Source organism: Pseudomonas sp. R45(2017) (assembly GCF_002112305.1).
Taxonomy (GTDB): Bacteria; Pseudomonadota; Gammaproteobacteria; order Pseudomonadales; family Pseudomonadaceae; genus Aquipseudomonas; species Aquipseudomonas paraglycinae.
The window spans coordinates 66934-85521 of record NZ_NEHH01000002.1; the positions used below are offsets into that span (position 1 = coordinate 66934).

The window sequence follows — 18588 nt, forward strand, 5'->3', positions numbered from 1 at the left end:
ACTACAAGGCGTTGAAGCAGCTGATGCAGTTTTTATCCGATAGCCATGGGTGTGACGGCTGGCAAGGCGAGATGGCCGGGCGCATTCGTGCGTTTGACTGGAGCAGGACTGATCTGGGCCCGCTCGAAACCTGGCCGGCCAGCCTGTGCAGCACGGTCCAGCTGATGCTGGCTTCGCCGCTGCCGATGGTCATGCTCTGGGGCCATGCCGGTTACATGATCTACAACGACGCCTATTCCCGATTCGCCGGCGGACGACATCCCTACCTGCTCGGATCGCCGGTGGAACTGGGCTGGCCGGAGGTGGCCGATTTCAACCGGCATGTGGTCGACACCTGTCTGGCCGGCGGCACCCTGGAATATCGCAACAAGGTCCTGGTGTTGCTGCGCGATGGCGTACCCGAGGATGTCTGGCTCGATTTGTATTACAGCCCGGTGGCCAACGATGCCGGTGTGCCTTCGGGCGTCATGGCGATGGTGGTGGAAACCACTGAACTGGTGCTGTCCGAACGCTTGCGTCAGGCCGCCGAAGACGCTTATCGCGCCGATAACGAACGGGTGCGCCTGGCGCTGAATGCCGGGGCACTGCTTGGCTCGTTTGTCTGGGACGTCAGAAACAATGTGCTGTCGGCCGATGAGCGATTTGCCCGCACATTTTCCTTTCCGCCGGATCAGGACCTGACCAACCTGCCGCAGCACATTACCGAGGCGCACATTCATCCCGACGACCGCAGTTGGGTGCAGGAATGCGTCGAGAATGCGGTGCGCACCGGCGAGCCGTACAACGCCGAATACCGCGTGATACGCGCTGATGGCAGTTTCCTCTGGGTGCTGGCCAGCGGTTGCTGCGAGTTCGACGAGCAGGGCCAGCCGTTCCGTTTTCCCGGCGTGCTGATCGACATCCACGAGCGCAAGATCGCCGAAGAGTCCCTGCTCAAATTCACCCGCAATCTCGAACAACGGGTGGCTGATGAAGTCGGCGCGCGTCTCTCCGCCGAAGAGCAACTGCGCCAGTCGCAGAAACTCGAATCCATCGGCGGCCTCACCGGCGGCGTGGCTCACGACTTCAACAACCTGCTGCAAGTGATCGCCGGCAACCTGCACCTGCTGGCGCGACATGAACCGAACAACGCCAACGTCCAGCGCCGGGTCAGCGCCTCGCTGGCAGCGGTGGAACGTGGCGCCAAGCTGTCCTCGCAACTGCTCGCGTTTGCCCGGCGTCAGCCGCTGTCGCCGGCGGTGTGCAATCCCCGGCAGATCTTCGAAGGCGTCGGCGAGTTGCTGCAACGAGCCCTGGGCGAAACCATTCAGATCGACGTGCAGCTGCCGGAAGATCCGTGGCACATCAACGTCGACCGCAATCAACTGGAAAACGCCATTCTCAATCTGGCGATCAATGCCCGGGATGCCATGAAGGGCGAGGGCACGATTGTGCTCGGTGCCTCGAATCTCTCACTGGATCGGGCGTTCTGCTCGGGCAAGGGCATCGTGCCGGGGGATTTCGTCCGGGTTTCGGTCAGTGACAGCGGCGTCGGCATTGCCCCGCACATACTGGAGCAGGTGTTCGAACCGTTCTTCACCACCAAGGCCGACGGCCAGGGCACGGGCCTCGGCTTGAGCATGGTGTTCGGCTTCGTCAAACAGAGCGGCGGGCATGTCGAGATCGACAGCCAGGTGGGCCAGGGCACGCGAGTGCAGTTGTATTTCCCGCGCAGCCTGCGCCCCGTGCTCGATGACTCGCCGAGCGTCAATCATCAGCAGGCGGGTGGTCACGAGACGATCCTGGTGGTCGAGGACAACGAAGCGGTGCGCACCTCGGCCGTCGAGCTGCTGCGCGAAGAGGGCTACCGTGTGCTGATTGCCGGCAACGGCGATGCGGCCATGCAGATGTTGATGGAAGGCGCCCGGGTCGACCTGATCTTCACCGACGTGGTCATGCCCGGTCTTATCAAAAGCTCCGATCTGGCGGCGTGGGCCAAAGTGCAAATGCCGCCGGTGGCCGTGCTGTTCACCTCGGGGCACACCCGCGACATCATCTCGCGCAACCACCAGCTCAGCCCCGACACCCATTTGCTCGGCAAACCCTATGGCCCCGAAGCACTGCTGCAGATGATCCGTTCCGTGCTCAGCACCTGAGCTCCAATCCCCTGACCAAGGCTGGCCCATGACTTCCAGACGCAATTCCAGTTCTGCCGCCGGCATGGTTCGCGTGCGCGGTGCCCGTGAACACAATCTGAAGAACGTGGACGTCGACATTCCTCGCGATGCACTGGTGGTGTTCACCGGGGTGTCGGGTTCGGGCAAGTCGTCGCTGGCGTTTTCGACGCTGTATGCCGAAGCCCAGCGGCGCTATTTCGAATCGGTGGCGCCCTATGCGCGGCGGCTGATCGATCAGGTCGGCGTGCCGGACGTCGATTCCATCGAAGGCCTGCCACCGGCCGTGGCCCTGCAGCAACAGCGCGGCACGCCGAGCACGCGCTCGTCGGTGGGCAGCGTGACCACGCTGTCGAGCCTGATCCGCATGCTGTACTCGCGCGCCGGCAGCTATCCGCCGGGGCAGCCGATGCTCTACGCCGAGGACTTTTCACCGAATACGCCGCAAGGCGCCTGCCCGCAGTGCCATGGATTGGGGCGGGTGTACGAAGTCACCGAAGCGCTGATGGTGCCCGATCCGAATCTGACCATCCGCCAGCGTGCTGTGGCGTCCTGGCCGCTGGCCTGGCAGGGGCAGAACCTGCGCGACATCCTGGTGACCATGGGCATCGACGTCGATATTCCCTGGCGCAAACTGCCGAAAAAGCAGCGCGACTGGATCCTCTTCACCGAGGAAACACCGACGGTTCCGGTGTACGCCGGGCTGACGCCGGAAGAGACCCGCGTCGCCCTCAAGCGCAAGATGGAGCCGAGTTATCAAGGCACCTTCACCGGCGCCCGGCGCTACATCCTGCACACCTTCACCCATTCGCAAAGTGCGCTGATGAAGAAGCGCGTGTCGCAATTCATGCTCGGCAGCCTGTGCCCGTTGTGCGATGGCAAGCGCCTCAAGCGCGAGGCGCTGTCGGTGACGTTTGCCGGGCATGACATCGGCGAGTTGTCGCGCATGCCGCTGCTGCAAGTCGCCGAAGTCTTGAAACCGGTGGCGGACCCGAGCTGGCTGGAACACGCCGATGAAACCGGCGAAACCCTGTCCCACAGCCAGACCCGCGAAGCCCGCCAGCAGCGCGTGGCCCATGGCGCCAGCGGCCACGCCAACGCGCCGGACGTGCGCCATACGCCGAACCTGTCGCTGGAAAAACGCCTGGCCGCGCAGCGCATTGCCGAGGACTTGCTGGACCGGGTCAGCACCCTGACCGATCTCGGGCTCGGATATCTGGCGCTGGAGCGCAGCACGCCGACCCTGTCGTCCGGCGAGTTGCAGCGACTGCGGCTGGCCACCCAACTGGGCTCGCAATTGTTCGGTGTGATCTACGTGCTCGACGAACCTTCCGCCGGCCTGCACCCGGCCGACGGCGAGGCCCTGTTCGAAGCGTTGCAGCGTCTGAAGGCCGACGGCAACAGCGTGTTTGTGGTCGAGCACGATCTGGACACCATGCGCCGCGCCGACTGGCTGATCGACGTCGGCCCGGCGGCCGGTGAAAAGGGCGGGCAGATTCTCTACAGCGGCCCGCCGCCGGGGCTGGCCGCGATCGAGGACTCGCAGACCCGCGCCTATCTGTTCGCCGAACAGCAACGGCCAACCCGCGCCGCGCGCAAACCGTCCGGCTGGTTGAAGCTCGACGGCGTCACTCGCAACAACCTGAATAACCTCAGCGCCGAATTTCCCCTGGGCTGTTTCACCTCGGTCACCGGTGTTTCCGGTTCGGGCAAATCCAGTCTGGTCAGCCAGGCGCTGCTGGAACTGGTCGGCGCGCAGCTCGGGCGCAGCGTCAGTGACGCCGAGCCGGAAGAACTCAACCTGGAAGACGATACCCCGACTGCCAGTACCGGCCAGGTCAGCGCCGGGCTGGAGTCGATCAAGCGTCTGGTGCAGGTTGATCAGAAACCCATCGGCCGCACCCCGCGTTCGAATCTGGCGACCTACACCGGGCTGTTCGACAACGTGCGCAAGTTGTTCGCCGCGACCGACGAGGCGAAAGCGGCGGGTTACGACGCCGGGCAGTTTTCCTTCAACGTCGCCAAGGGTCGCTGCCCGACCTGCGAAGGCGAGGGGTTTGTCAGTGTCGAGTTGTTGTTCATGCCCAGCGTTTATGCGCCGTGCCCGACCTGCCATGGCGCGCGTTACAACCCCGAGACCCTGGCCATCCTTTGGCAGGGCTTGAGCATCGCGCAGGTGCTGCAGCTGACGGTGGACGAAGCAGTGATGGTGTTTGCCGAGCAACCGGCGATCCGCCGTTCGCTGGAGGTGCTGCGTGATATCGGACTCGGTTATCTGCGCCTCGGTCAACCGGCTACCGAACTGTCCGGCGGCGAAGCCCAACGGATCAAGCTGGCCACCGAGCTGCAACGCAACCAGCGTGGCGCGACGTTGTATGTGCTGGATGAACCGACCACCGGGTTGCACCCGCGCGACGTTGACCGCTTGCTGGAGCAGCTGGATGCGCTGGTGACGGCGGGGCACACGGTGATCGTGGTCGAGCATGAAATGCGCGTGGTGGCGCAGAGTGACTGGGTGATCGACATCGGCCCGGGTGCGGGGGATCAGGGCGGCAAGATCGTCGTGGCCGGGACGCCGCAGAAAGTGGCGGCGAGCAAGAAGAGCCGGACTGCGCCGTTTCTTGCCCGTGCCTTGAACCGATAACTGAGTCGCCTGGGCGGGCCTCATCGCGGGCTTGCCCGCGATGGCGGTGTGTCAGGTGCCGTCGAGCGTGCGGCGTACCTTGTCCAGCAAATGACTGATCTGGAAGGGCTTGACCAGCATGTCCATGCCGGCCCCGAGGAACACCTGGCGATTGATCGCCGTTTCCGCGTAACCGGTCATGAACAGAATCGGCAACCCTTCTCGCCAGCCCCGGGCAACGTCGGCCAGTTCGCGGCCGGTCATGCGCGGCAGACCGACGTCGGTCAGCAGCAGGTTGATCGACGGGTCGTTCTGCAAGCGCTCCAGCGCGGTTTCGATGTCGCCGACCTGGGTGCAGCGGTAACCGGCGTCTTCCAGCACCTCGGTGACGAACAGCCGCACGGCCGGCATGTCTTCGACGATCAACACATGTTCGCCCGCGCCTAGCGGATCAATGACCACCGGGGCCACATCGACAGCGGTCGGATCACTGGTGGCCGGCAGCATGATCGTCACTTCGGTGCCGCGCCGCGCCACGCTGCGGATGTGCGCATCACCGCCGGACTGGCGGGCGAAACCGTAGATCGTCGACAGCCCCAGCCCGGTGCCCTGGCCCAGCGGTTTGGTGGTGAAAAACGGCTCGAACACCTTATCGATGACGCTGTGCTCGATGCCGGTACCGTCATCGCGCACCGATAGCGCCACATAGGAACCATCGGCGAGGTTCGGGTCGCCGTGGGAATACGCCGCGTACGTGCTGACCCAGATATTGCCGCCCCGTGGCAATGCGTCCCGGGCATTGATCACCAGATTGAGCACTGCGCTTTCGAGCTGGATCGGATCGACCAGCGCGATGGCAGGTTTGGTGGTCATTTCGAGCTTGAGGGCGATGCGTTCGCCGATGGTGCGCACCAGCAAGTCTTCCAGCGAAAGCACGTGGTCGTTGATATCCACCGGGCGTGTGTCGAGCGGTTGCTGGCGGGCAAAAGCCAGCAGGCGATGGGTGAGCGAGGCCGCGCTCATCGCCGAACTCAGGGCCGCTTCGGCGTAGAACTGGACTTTGTCCGGGCGCGCATCGGCGACGCGTTTCTGGATCAGTTCGAGGCTGGTGATGATCCCGGTCAGCAAGTTGTTGAAGTCATGGGCGATGCCGCCGGTGAGTTTGCCCAGTGCATCCATTTTCTGCACTTGCAGCAGCTGCGACTCGGCGCGGACCCGGTCGGCGACTTCCTTGGCCAGTTGTGTGGTGGTGTCGTCCAGTCGCGCAAGGTGCGAGCGTTCACGATGGCGGTGTTCGGTGACGTCTTCGACGAACACCAGGCTGAGCTCTGGTGTGCGGTACGGTGATATCTGCCACTGGGTTTCGCGGATCTCGCCCTGCACACGCATGTTCAGTGTGCCTTTCCAGCGTTCGCCGTCCACCAGTCGCAAGCGTAGCTCGTCAAGGATCGCGCTCTGATCCTCGGCGAAGCATTCACTGAGGGTCTGCGGGTCGCGGTTGTCCTGGATCAGTTGCGAGAAGGCGTGGTTGCACTCGTGGACTTTCAGGTCGGCGTCGAGCACCGCGATGGGCGCGGAGATGTTGACGAAGATCTCCCGAAAGCGCGCCTCGCTTTCGCGCAAGGCATTCTCCGTGTCGCGCACCCGCAGCAGGGTGCGCAAAGTCGCCAGCAGCACATCGGGATCGACCGGGTGAATCAGATACGCATCGGCCCCGGCATCGAGGCCGGTGATGATGTCGCCGGTCTGGATCGACGCGGCCGACACGTGGATCACCGGAAGCAGCGCGGTGGCCGGGTCGGCGCGCAATTTACGGACGATATCAAACCCGCTCATGTCCGGCAGATTGACGTCGAGAATCAGCGCATCAAGCGACTGACTGGCAATCAGAGCCAGACCTTCACCGCCGGTGCCGGCCTCGAGCACTTCGTAACCGTGGCGCTCCAGGCGTCGGCGCAAGGCGTAGCGGGTGGCAACGTTGTCATCGACGATCAACAGACGGATGTCATGTTTCATCGACGTTCTCCTCAGCAATCGCCAACGGAATGATCACGAAAAAGCTTGAACCCACGCCCGGCGTACTTTCGACACCGACCTCGCCACCGAGCAATTCGGCGAAGCGCTTGCACAGCGACAAGCCCAGGCCGGTGCCGCGCAGGCGTTTTTGCAGCGGTGAGTCGACCTGGGAAAAGTCTTCGAACAAGGTGCCGTGCAACTCGGGGGCGATACCGATGCCGGTGTCGCTGACCGCAAATCGCACTTTGTCCTGACCTTCCAGGCGTGCCGAGACCCGGACTTCGCCACGGGTGGTGAATTTCAGCGAGTTGGAAATGAAGTTGCGCAGAATCTGCGCCAGCTTCTTGTCATCGGTGAAGAGGCGCGGCAAACCCACCGGTTCCTCGAAAATCAGGTCCACGGCCGTGGCGTCGACAATCGGCCGGAACATCCCCCGAAGTGCGGCGAACAGATCGAACATGTCGAACCACGCCGGAGAAATGCTGATGCGCCCAGCCTCGATCTTCGCCAGGTCGAGCAGGTCGTCGACCATATCGCTGAGTTCCCGGGCGGCGGTGCTGACGAAGGCCACCTGCTTGTGCTGCTCGGGGCTCAGCGGGCCGTCGAGTTCGTCGGCCAGCAGGCTGTTGATGCTCAGGATCGAGCCCAGCGGGGTGCGGAACTCGTGGCTCATGTACGATAGAAAGCGGCTTTTCAGGTCGGACGCCTGGCGCAGTTGTTCGGCCTGGGTGTCGAGTTCGGCGTACAGCGCGAGTACGCCCTGATTGGTTTCGTCGAGTTCTTCGCGCAGTGCCGCCGATTCGCTCTGCAACTGGGCGATCAACGCGGCCTGTTCGGCGTTGCTCAGTGTCGGGGACTCAGCCATGGGCGGCCTCCAGGGCAACGACCAGCACCGTTACATCGTCGCGCCCGCGACAGAAGTCACGGTGCAGGACGGTGGCTATCACGGCAGGATGCCGATGCACCAGACCGGGGTAGTCTTGAAGGTTCCAACGGGACTGCAAGCCATCGCTGTACATGATCAATAGATGTCCGTTCACGTGAGCATAGTCAAAGGGCTGGGCTTTTCGGTATTGGCCGCCGACGATTCCGGGATGCGAGGCCAGTCCGCGCGACTTGTCGGAGGCGATCAGGCTGGCACCGATGTTACCGACACCGGTGAACGACAGACTGGCACGCCCGGCGTGAAACTGCGCGAATGCCACTGCGCCACCCCGGCTCCCGATCATCTCGCGGTGCATGTCTTCCATCAGCAGCGTTGGCGCACCGAACGGGCTCAGGGCAAAGGCTTTTTCCCCGGCACGGGCCGCACGCTCGGCGTCTTCACCATGGCCCAGACCGTCGACGATCAGAGCACTGATGTCACTGCCGTGAATCGCCAGATGCCAGACGTCGCCACAGGCCGGATCGTTGTGCAGAGAGTGCTGGCTGACACCATACGGCAGATCCGCCTGACGGTCGCTGCGCGGGTACAGACGAGCCAGCAGCACCGCGCCGCGATGATCGGCAAAAACATCGAAGACATCCGCCTGGCGTGCCACGGCGCCCAGGCCGATGCCCTGAGTACCGCCGGTGGAAAAACCATCGGCCATGCACGCGTCCAGATCAAACCCCTGAGCACGGTCGACCGCAATCATCTCGATGCCGTCGTCACCCTGACGCGGCAACAGACGCAAGTGAAGTTCGCCGTGCCCGGCATGCTTGAGCACATTGCTCGCCAGCTCCGTGGCCACCAGCGCGACGCGGCCGGCATCGCTTTCGCCAAAACCGTGGTGTTCGGCCAGACGCTGGGCCGTACGCCGGGCATGGCCGATCTGGCTGCTGTCCTCGATCACCAACACTTGGGTCAATGTCCCGCTGATGTTCATGTCCATCGGGTGATCGTTATGCGAGTGCCTTTGCCGGGCTCGGTGTCCAGTTCGAATTCGTCCACCAGCCGCTTGGCCCCGGTCAGCCCCAGGCCCAGACCGCTGCCGGAGGTCCAGCCATCGGTCATCGCCAGTTTGATGTCGGGAATACCCGGGCCTTCATCGCGAAAGGTCAGGCGCAGGCCGACCTTGTGGTTGTCATCGAGGATCTCCCAGTCCATGTCGCCACCACCACCGTAGACCATGGTGTTGCGCGCCAGCTCGCTGACGGCGGTCACCAGTTTGGTCAGGTCGATCAGGCGCATGCCGCATTCGGTGGCCAGTTTGCGCGCCTGTTGCCGGGCCAGCACCACGTCCTGCTCGATGTTGATCGGTTGGGTACCGCTGCTGCGCACGGTCATTGCTGGCGTACTCGTTCCTGCAGCAGTTTCATGCCGCGCTCGACATTCAGCGCGGTGCTGACGCCCGGCAGGTAAAGACCGAGCTCGACCAGGGTAATGGCGACCGCCGGCTGCATGCCGACCAGCATGGTTTCAGCGTCCATGATTTTCGACAGGCCGGAAATGGTGCCGATCATCCGGCCGATGAACGAATCGACCATGTCCAGCGCCGAGATGTCGATCAACACCCCGCGCGCCGAGGTTTTGCTGATGCGCTCGGACAGATCGTCCTGCAGGGTGAGGGCGAGCTGGTCGTGCATGTCGACCTGGATGGTCACCAGCAGGAAGTCACCCATCTGAAGAATCGGGATACGTTCCATTGTTCAGACCGTCTTGGTGAGGGTGATGCCCAGACGGGTCAGGGCCAGCTTCAGTGCGTCGGCCAGATTGGCTTTGGTGACCACGCCCTGCAGATCCAGGCCCAGATGGACGATGGTCTGGGCAATCTGCGGACGCACGCCGCTGATGATGCAATCGGCGCCCATCAGGCGGATCGCGGTCACGGTCTTGAGCAGGTGTTGGGCGACCAGCGTGTCGACGGTCGGCACGCCAGTGATGTCGATGATGGCGATTTCCGAACCGGTGTCGACGATGCGTTGCAGCAGCGATTCCATTACCACTTGGGTGCGCTGTGAATCGAGTGTGCCGATCATCGGCAGGGCGAGCACGCCATCCCACAGTTTGACCACCGGGGTCGACAACTCCAGCAGTTCTTCCTGCTGACGCTTGATCACTGCTTCACGGGATTTCTGGAACGTGCGAATGGTGTACAGGCCGAAAGCATCGAACAGTTCGGAGATTTCCCAAAGCTGTTCGGCGAGCAGGGCGGGCTGGTTCTGGTAATGGTTTTGCAGCAGGGCGAACAGCGGGCCCTTGAGCGAGAAGATGAAGCTGGCGGTCTGCTGCGAATCCTGACCGAGCTGGGCGCGGCTGTGGGAGAGTTTTTCGAGGAACTGGCGCATGCCTTCCCAGCCCGGCGCGGTGATGTTGGTGCCGCTGTCGTTTTCCAGGCCGCTGACCACCAGTTGCAGGAATTCGCTGGTTTGTTGCTGTATGTCGTGTTCTTTGATGTTGCGGGTAGCACCGCTGGCTTGCAGCCCGTTGATCCATTCGCCCAGCAGTTGTGCCTGTTTGTTTTTCATCGCATCGAGTGTGCTGTTCTGCAGTGCTGCCATGTGCCTGTTGCTCCATTGCGAATTGGGGGCCGGTTCTTCGGAAAATGACCGGCGCGAAGTGAATGACCCTGGCCGTTCGAAATAGTTGTTCGTTCCCGCGAGGATATTTTTGATCTGCCGCAAGCAATGCACCGGTAACTCTAGTCGGCGTGGCCGGAAATGCTGATCTTTTGCCTGCAACAAGGCCCCAACGCAAAGAGGCCGCGTCCAATGGAGGCGGCCTCTTTGAGTACCTGGCGGTTACTTGCTGGGGTGTTTGGCCTGTAGCTCTTTGGCGGCGGCCAGGTGTTTTTCCAGACCGGGCAGCATTTTCTGCGCAAAGGCTTTGAGTTCGGTGGCGCCTTTGACCTTGTCATCGGTCACGGTGTTGGCTTGTTTTTTGAACAGCTCGATGGTTTCTTCGTGGGCCTTCACCTGATTGTTGGCATAGGCGGCATCGAACGACTCATCGCGCATGTCGAGGATTTTTTCCTTGGCCTGTTTGACCAGCGTCGTGGTATCCGGCACTTCGATGTCGTTGGCCTTGGCAATCGTCGCCAGTTCATCGTTGGCTTTGCCGTGGTCGGTGATCATCATGTTGGCGAAGGCCTTGATGTCGGCCGACTGACTCTTCTCCAGCGCCAGGCGACTGGTTTCGATCTCGGCGATGCCGCCGGCAGCAGCGTTGTCGACGAAGTCGTTGTCGGTGGCAGCAAAGGCCGAGCCCATGCCGGTGCTCAACGCAACGGCCAGAAAAAGATGACGCAGTTTGAATCCGTCCATTGGTGCTTCTCCACGCAGGTTTTTGTGAGCGTTATTCAATGGAGGGAATTGGTCGACCAAAGGTTTTATCGCATTTGCGAAAGGGCGACGAACGGGCACCGCTGGTCTGACAGGTGGTCGACAGAACCGGTCAACCAAGGCCATTCTGATACTTGGCCAGCGCAATCGGTCGCGTTGGCTACCGATCAACTGACGGAGGTGTTCCATGCCGGTGACCCATGATTTGTTACAGGACTTGAAACTGACAAAGGAAGAGATCCAGCAACGACGCACCGCGGATCCACATTTGGATGCACTGATCAACAAGTATTCCCAGGCGGACGCCGAAGTCGTCAAGGCCGAGACGGCGACCTCGGATGCGCCGAGCGACGACACCCTGAAGAAACTCAAAGAGAAACGCCTGCAGGTCAAGGACAAGATCGTCGAGCAGTTGCAGGCTCGAACCTGACCGTCAGTCGCGCCACCGGCCCTCGCTGGTGAAACGACTGGAACGACAGCCCCGACCGGCACCTCGAATGTTCAGAGTCTTCACATTGCGACTCTCAACGAGGTGCCTTATGAAAGATCCAAAATTCCCCAGTGAAGAGCAGGGTGCATTCGACCCGGTACCCACCCATCCCGAGCCGAACAGTCCGGCGCACACCGTCCGTAATCCTGAAGAGGAACGCAAGAGCGAGGAAGTGCCGGAGGATGAGGATCCGGACAAGTTCGATCGATCCAGTAACTGACCGGCTGCCATCGCCTCACTTCAAGGCTGCCTCGAGAGGCATCCGCGCCATGTGCGTCGCCTTCAGCGAGCCGAAATACAACCACTCGCCATACTCGCGCACCGTGGTGATCGGCGAGTAATTGCCGGCGCTGGCATCCTGCAGATTGGCGATCACTTTGCCGTCCAGATCCAGGCCCAGCACGAACCCGCGCTTCTCCACCGGTTTGGGCAGTACAGTCATGGCCCGCACGATCATCTTGCGTACGAACGGGTGTTCAGCCGTGCGATCCAGCAGCGGATTGCGCGGTGTGTACAGCGCCACCCAGAAACGGTCCCGGCCGTTGAACGCGAGGTTGTCCGGTAGCCCCGGCAGGTTGTCGATGAACAGGTCATGGGTGCCGGCCTTGGGCCCGGTCAGCCAATAGCGGCTGATGCGGTAGGCGCCGGTTTCGTTGACCAGCACATAGGCGTCTTCCGGGCCGAGGGTCACGCCGTTGGCGAACTCCAGTTTGTCGAGCAGCACGACGGTCTTGCCGGTCTGGAAGTCATAACGCAGCAGGCGTCCGTCGCCGCCGTGCTCGATGATCGCTTCGCCATCGCGGCCGTAGCCCCAGCGACTCGAGGCATCGCTGAAGTAGGCGTAATGCCCGGACTTGTCGATGGCCACGTCATCGGTAAACCCGAACGGCAGGCCATTGGCTTCGGTGGTCAGCGCCACCAGTTGACCCTGCGCATCGAGCGACAGCAAACCCTTGACCCCGTCGGCGATCACCAGCAAACCGTTGGGATGCCGCGCCAGCCCCAGCGGCCGGCCGCCGGTATCCGCCAGCACCTTGCGCTGCTGACCGTCGAGGCTGGTGCGCAGCAGGCGTCCGTCGTGCAGCCCGGTGATCAGAAAGTCGTTTTCCAGCAGCAGCGCTTCCGGGCCTTCGATGTCACTTGGGCCAACTTGTGCCGCGCCCTTGAGTCGCTGGTTGTCAGCGTACTGGCCTTCGGTCAGCGAGGGCGCCGGTTGCGGTGTCCAGGCCACGGGCTCGACCTTGGTCGGCATCAACAACAAGAAGGCCAGAACGCCGACAATCAGCAGCAACAGCAGATAACGCCATCTCACACGTGGGCTCCCGCGAGAGCGAGGTGCCGGGTCGCCATGTCACGCAGGGCCAGCATCGAAGCCGCCGATTCGCGCTCGATGCGACGCTTGAGCAGCAAGTGGTTGGCAATGCGCAGGCCAATGCCCTCGAACTGATAATCGAGGGTTCGTACAAACCGAGTGGCATCGTTGTGCGCCGAGCATTCATAGGTCAGCCGCAACGACAGACCCTGATCACTTTGGGCCCGGGCACACCAGCGCCGGCCCGGCAGGTATTCGGTGACCTCCCAGCGCAAATGCCCCTCACGCCCGCCAGCGTGAATGTCCTCGTCGAATCGCGCACCGGCATGTAGCGCACCGCTGGGGCCGTCGATCTTCAGTGAAGACGGATGCCACTCCGGCCAGCGACTGACGGTGGCGGCGTAGGCGAGGACGGCGATCGGAACGCCGGCAATGTCGACGGTGTGCTGCATGCGGGTCATGGGCGTTCTCGAATCGGTCAGAGGGGCGGTTTCCGGCTCCCAGTAGAGGGTGCCGAACAGGTAGTCCATCAGCGGAAAAACGATATTGAAATTGCGCTCCTGCATGCGCTCGCGACGGTGATGCAGCTCGTGCAGACGGCGCATCTGGCGGATCCACGGCAGGCGGGTCAGCGGGTTCTGCGGCGGCAGATGCTCGCAGGCGTGAAACACTTCATAGGTCAGGTAACCGAACACCATGCAGCCGCCGAACAGCCCGGCCACATTGCCGTTGAACTGCGCGAACAGCCACCACAGAGGCAGGGTGATCGCCAGCGTGTGCAGCACGATCAGCCAGGCGGGGAACAGGATCACCCGCCAATCGCGGGCGCCGTCGTAGGTCATGTGGCCGGGGGTGAAGAAGCTGTGATGATCGCCGGCATGCCGGGCATAGAACATCCGGGCGAAGCTCTTTTTGTGGTGGCCGAGGTGGCGGTGCACCATGTACACGCCGAAATTGAAGAACAGCAGAGTCAGCGGCACGGTCAGCCATTCCAGCGGTTGCACCTGGTGCACGCTGCTCCAGAACGCGCCGATGGCCAGCACGCCGAACAGCAGCACGAACGCACCGTGCAGCCACGGGTTGTAGCGGGGATGGATCGCCGCACGGTAGCGGCTGCGAAAAGCCTCGGTGGTCTGCCTCACTGCGGTCACCTGCGGATATTGTCGTTATCCCGGCAGCGTAGCCGATCCCGCCGTTTGTGCAGGGCCAACCTTCAGGTCACAAGTGCCATGCTCCGGTGCATAGCGGCCGTCAGCTCAACGGGTTCCAGCGCTGCGACCAGTCGTCATCGGCTCTGATCACCTCACGCAGCAGGTCGAACGCCTGTTGCAGGATCGCCGAGTCGCGGTCACGGGAGTAGACGAGGTAGGTCGGGTAGCCGAATTCCGGGGCTTTGGTCACCGGCTCCAGCGCGCCGCTTTCCAGATAGGTGCGCACGACCCGGGTCCGGAAATAGCCGCTGCCGCCGTTCTCGAGGATGTATTGCAGGGCCAGCGGGCCGAGGTTGAAGCTCAGCGCAGCCTTGGCTTTTTCCGGCAGGGCTGCGTCGTGCTGGCGGCGGAAGTCCGGGCCCCAGTCGATGTACACGTAAGGGGCAGGGCGGCCCGGCGTGGTCACCAGAATCAGTTTCTCTTCCAGCACCTGCTCGACCTGCAGTCCTGGCCAGTATTCCGGTTGATAGACCAGCGCGGCATCGAGTACGCCTAGTTCGAGCTGGCGCAGCAGGTTTTCGCCGTCGCGGATGTCCATGCGCAAGGCGTGGCCGGGGATTTTCTCGCGCAATTCGGCGGCCCAACTGAGCATCAACGGGTTGCACAGGCTGACCTCGCCACCGATGTGCAGCACGTTGTGATAGCCCTCGGGCAAGGGCAGGTCGCGGCGTGCGGCTTCCCAGGTCTGCACGAGTTGATTGGCGTAGACCACGAAGGCCTCGCCGTTGGCGGTCAGCCGCGCACCGGCACGGTTGCGCACGAACAGCGTGCTGCCCAGCTGGCTTTCGAGTTTCTGGACGCGGGCGGTGATTGCCGTTTGCGTGACGAACAGCTTTTCCGCCGCCGCGGCGAGGCTGCCGTGGCGGACGATTTCCAGAAAGGTGCGGGCGAGATCGATGTCCATGGGCGGGCCGGTGGTTGAGGTGCGCGCATTGTACGGGCAGCCCCGGGACCGCGTCATCGTTCAGTCAGCCACTTCGACTTCACGCACCCGAGCCCATTCCTCCACCAACCGCGCCGGCGTACAGCAGGTCTTGCGCTTGTACACGAAGTTGCGGCACTTCTCGGCAAACTGATTGCGGTTGTACAGCATGTCTTCCTGCATCTCTTGCAGCTCCGCCTCGCGGCACTGACGAATCAACACCTGATCGACCCGCAGCTTGCGTTCGCGCACCGGCGCATACGTCGGATCGCTCAGCACACTGTTGGCCCGTTGCAGCAGCCACAGCGAGAACTCGTCCGGGCAGCGCGGGCCGATTTCCTGAACCATGCCCAGTTGCAGCGCCTGCGCAGCGCTGACCGGCAGGCAGGCCTGGGTCAATTGTTCCGCCATGGCCGGGCCGACGGCGCGGGGCAGGCTGTAAGTCCAGTATTCCGAGCCGTACAGGCCCATGCTCTTGTAATGCGGGTTGAACACGATGTCAGCACGGGCGAACACGATGTCAGCCGCCAGGGCGAGCATCACACCGCCGGCGCCAGCATTGCCGGTGACCCCGCTGACCACCAGTTGCCGCGCGCTGAGCAATTCTTCGCACACATCATCGATGGCCTGGATATTGGCCCAGGCTTCGGCACCCGGATCTTCGGCGGCCTGGATCACGTTCAGATGCACGCCATTGGAAAAACTGCCGCGTCCACCCTTGATCAACAGCACCTGAGTGTCGCGTGATTTGGCCCAACGCAGCGCCTCGACCATGCGCCGGCATTGCTCGGTGCTCATCGCGCCGTTGTAGAACTCCAGCGTCAACTCGCCGACCCGGCCTGACTCGCGATAACGGATCGGCTGATACGGCTCGTCGCTGAACGGTGCGTTGGCAATCGACCAGTCCAGCACCGGCACGTGCGCCAGTTTTCCGGCCAGCACATGCCGCGCCGGACGCTTGAAGGTTTCTTCGCCCGGTTGCGGTTTGCGTCGCAGCGAGCCGATCCACAGGCTGTGATCACCGGTCGCCACCAAGACCGCGTCGTCGTGTACCGCGAGAATCTCGCCGGGCATGCCGGTGCGCTGATCGAGGTGCGCGTCGTACACGTAATACTGCCCGCCGGCGAGGCTGGCAAGTACGCCGGGCTGGCCGTCCGCCGCGTCGATGCAGCGCTTGATGAAGCGCGAACAGTCGTGCCAGCTGAAGGTGCGGTCGTCCTGTTTCATGTTCGGCTGCAAGCGCCCGCGCACTGTCGGATCGTTGTAATCCAGCGCCACCGGCTCGAAGCCGTCGATGAATTTCTCCACCACTTCACGGATGCAACGGATCGCCGCGTCGCTGACCCGACCGTTGTACAGCTCGGATTTACGAAGGCCCGTTGGCAAGTTGAATTCACAGGTGGCCCAGACCGGGCCGGCGTCCATTTCCTCTACCGCTTGCAGGGCGGTCACGCCCCAGGACGGCAGCTCGCGCATGATCGCCCAGTCCAGTGCGCTGGCACCGCGATCGCCGACGATGCCGGGGTGAATGATCACCACCGGACGCTGCGGATTGCTCCACAGCGCGTGGGGAACGCGATCCTTGAGGAACGGGCAGATCACCAGGTCAGCGCCGCTGTTTTCGATCTGTTCGCACACGGCGGCTTCATCGGTGAACAGCACCACGCTGGGTGAATGCCCGGCCTGACGCAGTTCCAGCCAGGCGCGTTGGGTCAGGCCGTTGAACGCCGACGATAGAAGAATGATGTTGAGTGATCGCATGATTGCTCTTCCTTGAAAGGTCAGCCGCAGGCTCCCGGTGAGCCGTCCGTGGCTATCGATGGAGGCGCAAGGTTAGAGACTGGCGTGGGGGGCGCCACTGATCGAGATCAACGTTGTGTCAGCCAATGTTGCCGTGCCGACGGCGTGCCTTATTCTCAAAGGTTTGTTGATCCTGATTTTTTATTACTTCAAATGTCTCAGGCGCTATAGCACAGTCGCACCCCTGATCACCGCCGGAAGATCCCGGCGTATCCATGGATTTTCGCAGCGGGTGGAGCCCGTTTTCAGGGAGTAAGGCATGGGGAGTCACAACCCGCATTACCAGGTCATCGGGCAAATGTTCCAAAAGGACTACCGATGGTTGTGCGCAGCGGTCAGCCGTACCCTCGGCTGCCCGCATAGTGCACAGGATATTGCTTCGGAAACTTTTCTTCGGGTCCTGGCGCTGCCCGATCCGCTGGCTATTCGCGAACCCCGCGCGCTGCTGACCACGATTGCCCGGCGGCTGGTCTATGAAGGCTGGCGCCGGCAGGATCTGGAGCGCGCTTACCTGCAAAGCCTGGCAATGGCGCCGGAACCGGTGCATCCGTCGCCCGAGGAACGGGAGTTGGTGATCGAAACGCTGCTGGCGGTGGATCGCTTGCTCAATGGTTTGTCGGCCAAGGCCAAGGCTGCGTTTCTCTATCACCAGCTCGACGGCCTGACCTACAGCGAAATCGGCGAACGCCTCGGCGTGTCCACCAGCCGCGTGCAGCAATACATGGTCGAAGCGTTCAAGCGTTGCTATCAGGCGATGCAGGCATGAGGCCGGACGAAACGCTGATCGACGAAGCCGCGCAATGGATGGCACTGCTGCAATCGGGGCACGTCAGCTTGCAGGAGCGTGCGGCCTTCGACGCCTGGCGCACGGCGGATCCACGGCATCAGCAGATCATCGAGCAAATGGGTGGCGGGCTGAATCTGCTGCGCCATTCGAACCTGCGCGGCTTGCCGCGTGAGAGTGTGCTGCACAGCTTGAATGCACCGTCCAGTCGACGCCGATTCCTCAGTGGCAGTTTGAGTGTGCTCGGTATCGCGGTGCTGGCCGGTTTGCTCGGTCGACGTTATGGCTGGTTGCCCGAGGCTGGCGAGTTGTCGACCGGTACCAGCGAGCGTCGGGAATTCACGCTGGAGGATGGCAGCGCTCTGACCCTCAATGCCCGCAGCCGCGTGGTGCCGCGCTTCAACAATCTCGAACGTTTGCTGGACTTGCGCAGCGGTGAGCTGCTGATCGATGTGGCGAAAAATCTGGCCCGACCGTTTGTGGTCGAAACCGAGCACGGGCGGATGCGTGCGCTCGGGACCAAGTTCCTGGTGCAGCGCGGTGACGATTCAACGCGGCTGGTGATGCTGCATTCACAGGTCGAAGTGGTCACCGCCAGCGGCGCGCGGCAAGTGGTGGAGGCCGGCGAAAGTCTGCTGTTCAACAGACAGGAAATCCTCGCGCTGGAACGCAGCAAAGGACAGGAAAGTGCCTGGGTGCAAGGGCGGCTTGAAGTGCGTGATCGCCCTTTGAGCGAAGTCATCGACAGCCTGCGCAGCTACCGTCGCGGCATCCTGCACCTGAGCCCCGAGGTCGCCGGTTTGCGCCTCAGCGGTCTCTATCCGCTGGACGACAGCGACCGCACGCTGCAACTGCTGGAGCGTTCGCTGCCGATCCGCGTCACCTGGCACAACCCGTACTGGGTCAGCATCGAAGCACGGTTATAAATCCATAACTTCCCGGTCTATCCGTCCCCCTATAAAAAGCGCCGGCCCGCTGCTCATTCCCTGCAGACGCCTTCAACAGGGAAGCCCC

General features: G+C 62.6%; 17 protein-coding genes. 6 read left to right on the forward strand and 11 right to left on the reverse strand.

Features of this window, described 5'->3' with window-relative positions; all coding sequences use genetic code 11:
• The first annotated feature begins 23 nt into the window (after positions 1 to 23).
• On the forward strand, positions 24 to 2135 hold the full coding sequence (locus tag CAF74_RS04700; protein ID WP_085745467.1) for a PAS domain-containing sensor histidine kinase: 2112 nt from the start codon (positions 24 to 26) through the stop codon (positions 2133 to 2135).
• 28 nt (positions 2136 to 2163) lie between these two features.
• The gene (locus tag CAF74_RS04705; protein WP_085745468.1) at positions 2164 to 4797 is read left to right on the forward strand and encodes an excinuclease ABC subunit UvrA; all 2634 of its coding nucleotides are present in this window, start codon (positions 2164 to 2166) and stop codon (positions 4795 to 4797) included.
• Positions 4798 to 4848: 51 nt separating this feature from the next.
• Here CAF74_RS04705 and CAF74_RS04710 read toward each other — a convergent pair whose 3' ends face one another.
• From CAF74_RS04710 to CAF74_RS04740, 7 genes are all read right to left on the reverse strand, one after another.
• The gene (locus tag CAF74_RS04710) at positions 4849 to 6792 is read right to left on the reverse strand and encodes a response regulator (protein ID WP_085745469.1); all 1944 of its coding nucleotides are present in this window, start codon (positions 6790 to 6792) and stop codon (positions 4849 to 4851) included.
• A complete protein-coding gene (locus CAF74_RS04715) occupies positions 6782 to 7657 on the reverse strand; it encodes a sensor histidine kinase KdpD (RefSeq protein ID WP_085745470.1) in 876 nt (291 codons plus the stop codon). The genes CAF74_RS04710 and CAF74_RS04715 overlap by 11 nt, the downstream gene beginning before the upstream one ends.
• Positions 7650 to 8660 (reverse strand): ATP-binding protein, encoded by a 1011-nt coding sequence (locus CAF74_RS04720; protein WP_085745850.1) that lies wholly within the window; start codon positions 8658 to 8660, stop codon positions 7650 to 7652. The genes CAF74_RS04715 and CAF74_RS04720 overlap by 8 nt, the downstream gene beginning before the upstream one ends.
• A complete protein-coding gene (locus CAF74_RS04725) occupies positions 8657 to 9061 on the reverse strand; it encodes an anti-sigma regulatory factor (protein WP_085603201.1) in 405 nt (134 codons plus the stop codon). Before CAF74_RS04725 ends, CAF74_RS04720 begins: the two co-directional genes overlap by 4 nt.
• Positions 9058 to 9420, reverse strand: coding sequence for an STAS domain-containing protein (locus CAF74_RS04730; protein WP_011334518.1), 363 nt, complete (start codon positions 9418 to 9420; stop codon positions 9058 to 9060). Before CAF74_RS04730 ends, CAF74_RS04725 begins: the two co-directional genes overlap by 4 nt.
• A gap of 3 nt (positions 9421 to 9423) precedes the next feature.
• Positions 9424 to 10275, reverse strand: coding sequence for an STAS domain-containing protein (locus CAF74_RS04735; protein WP_085745471.1), 852 nt, complete (start codon positions 10273 to 10275; stop codon positions 9424 to 9426).
• 240 nt (positions 10276 to 10515) lie between these two features.
• The gene (locus tag CAF74_RS04740; RefSeq protein ID WP_085695913.1) at positions 10516 to 11037 is read right to left on the reverse strand and encodes a DUF4142 domain-containing protein; all 522 of its coding nucleotides are present in this window, start codon (positions 11035 to 11037) and stop codon (positions 10516 to 10518) included.
• Positions 11038 to 11242: 205 nt separating this feature from the next.
• Here CAF74_RS04740 and CAF74_RS04745 point away from each other — a divergent pair, with 205 nt between their 5' ends.
• Both CAF74_RS04745 and CAF74_RS29205 read left to right on the forward strand, forming a co-directional pair.
• Positions 11243 to 11485: a YdcH family protein gene (locus tag CAF74_RS04745; protein WP_007959466.1), complete on the forward strand. Its 243-nt coding sequence runs from the start codon at positions 11243 to 11245 to the stop codon at positions 11483 to 11485.
• 109 nt (positions 11486 to 11594) lie between these two features.
• Positions 11595 to 11765, forward strand: coding sequence for a hypothetical protein (locus CAF74_RS29205; RefSeq protein WP_007959467.1), 171 nt, complete (start codon positions 11595 to 11597; stop codon positions 11763 to 11765).
• Between the two features lie 15 nt (positions 11766 to 11780).
• Here the strand turns inward: CAF74_RS29205 and CAF74_RS04750 are convergent, their stop codons facing one another.
• The 4 genes from CAF74_RS04750 to CAF74_RS04765 all read right to left on the reverse strand — a co-directional run bounded on the left by CAF74_RS04750 (position 11781) and on the right by CAF74_RS04765 (position 16751).
• Positions 11781 to 12857: an SMP-30/gluconolactonase/LRE family protein gene (locus CAF74_RS04750; RefSeq protein WP_085745472.1), complete on the reverse strand. Its 1077-nt coding sequence runs from the start codon at positions 12855 to 12857 to the stop codon at positions 11781 to 11783.
• The gene (locus CAF74_RS04755) at positions 12854 to 13999 is read right to left on the reverse strand and encodes a sterol desaturase family protein (RefSeq protein WP_085745473.1); all 1146 of its coding nucleotides are present in this window, start codon (positions 13997 to 13999) and stop codon (positions 12854 to 12856) included. Before CAF74_RS04755 ends, CAF74_RS04750 begins: the two co-directional genes overlap by 4 nt.
• Before the next feature lie 109 nt (positions 14000 to 14108).
• A complete protein-coding gene (locus CAF74_RS04760) occupies positions 14109 to 14972 on the reverse strand; it encodes a LysR family transcriptional regulator (RefSeq protein ID WP_085610473.1) in 864 nt (287 codons plus the stop codon).
• Between the two features lie 60 nt (positions 14973 to 15032).
• Positions 15033 to 16751: a hydrogenase maturation protein gene (locus CAF74_RS04765; protein WP_085745474.1), complete on the reverse strand. Its 1719-nt coding sequence runs from the start codon at positions 16749 to 16751 to the stop codon at positions 15033 to 15035.
• A 298-nt stretch (positions 16752 to 17049) separates the two neighbouring features.
• Here CAF74_RS04765 and CAF74_RS04770 point away from each other — a divergent pair, with 298 nt between their 5' ends.
• Both CAF74_RS04770 and CAF74_RS04775 read left to right on the forward strand, forming a co-directional pair.
• Complete coding sequence (locus tag CAF74_RS04770) at positions 17050 to 17556, forward strand: sigma-70 family RNA polymerase sigma factor (protein WP_085745475.1); 507 nt, start codon at positions 17050 to 17052, stop codon at positions 17554 to 17556.
• Positions 17553 to 18500: a FecR domain-containing protein gene (locus tag CAF74_RS04775; protein WP_085745476.1), complete on the forward strand. Its 948-nt coding sequence runs from the start codon at positions 17553 to 17555 to the stop codon at positions 18498 to 18500. The genes CAF74_RS04770 and CAF74_RS04775 overlap by 4 nt, the downstream gene beginning before the upstream one ends.
• Positions 18501 to 18588: the final 88 nt, after the last annotated feature.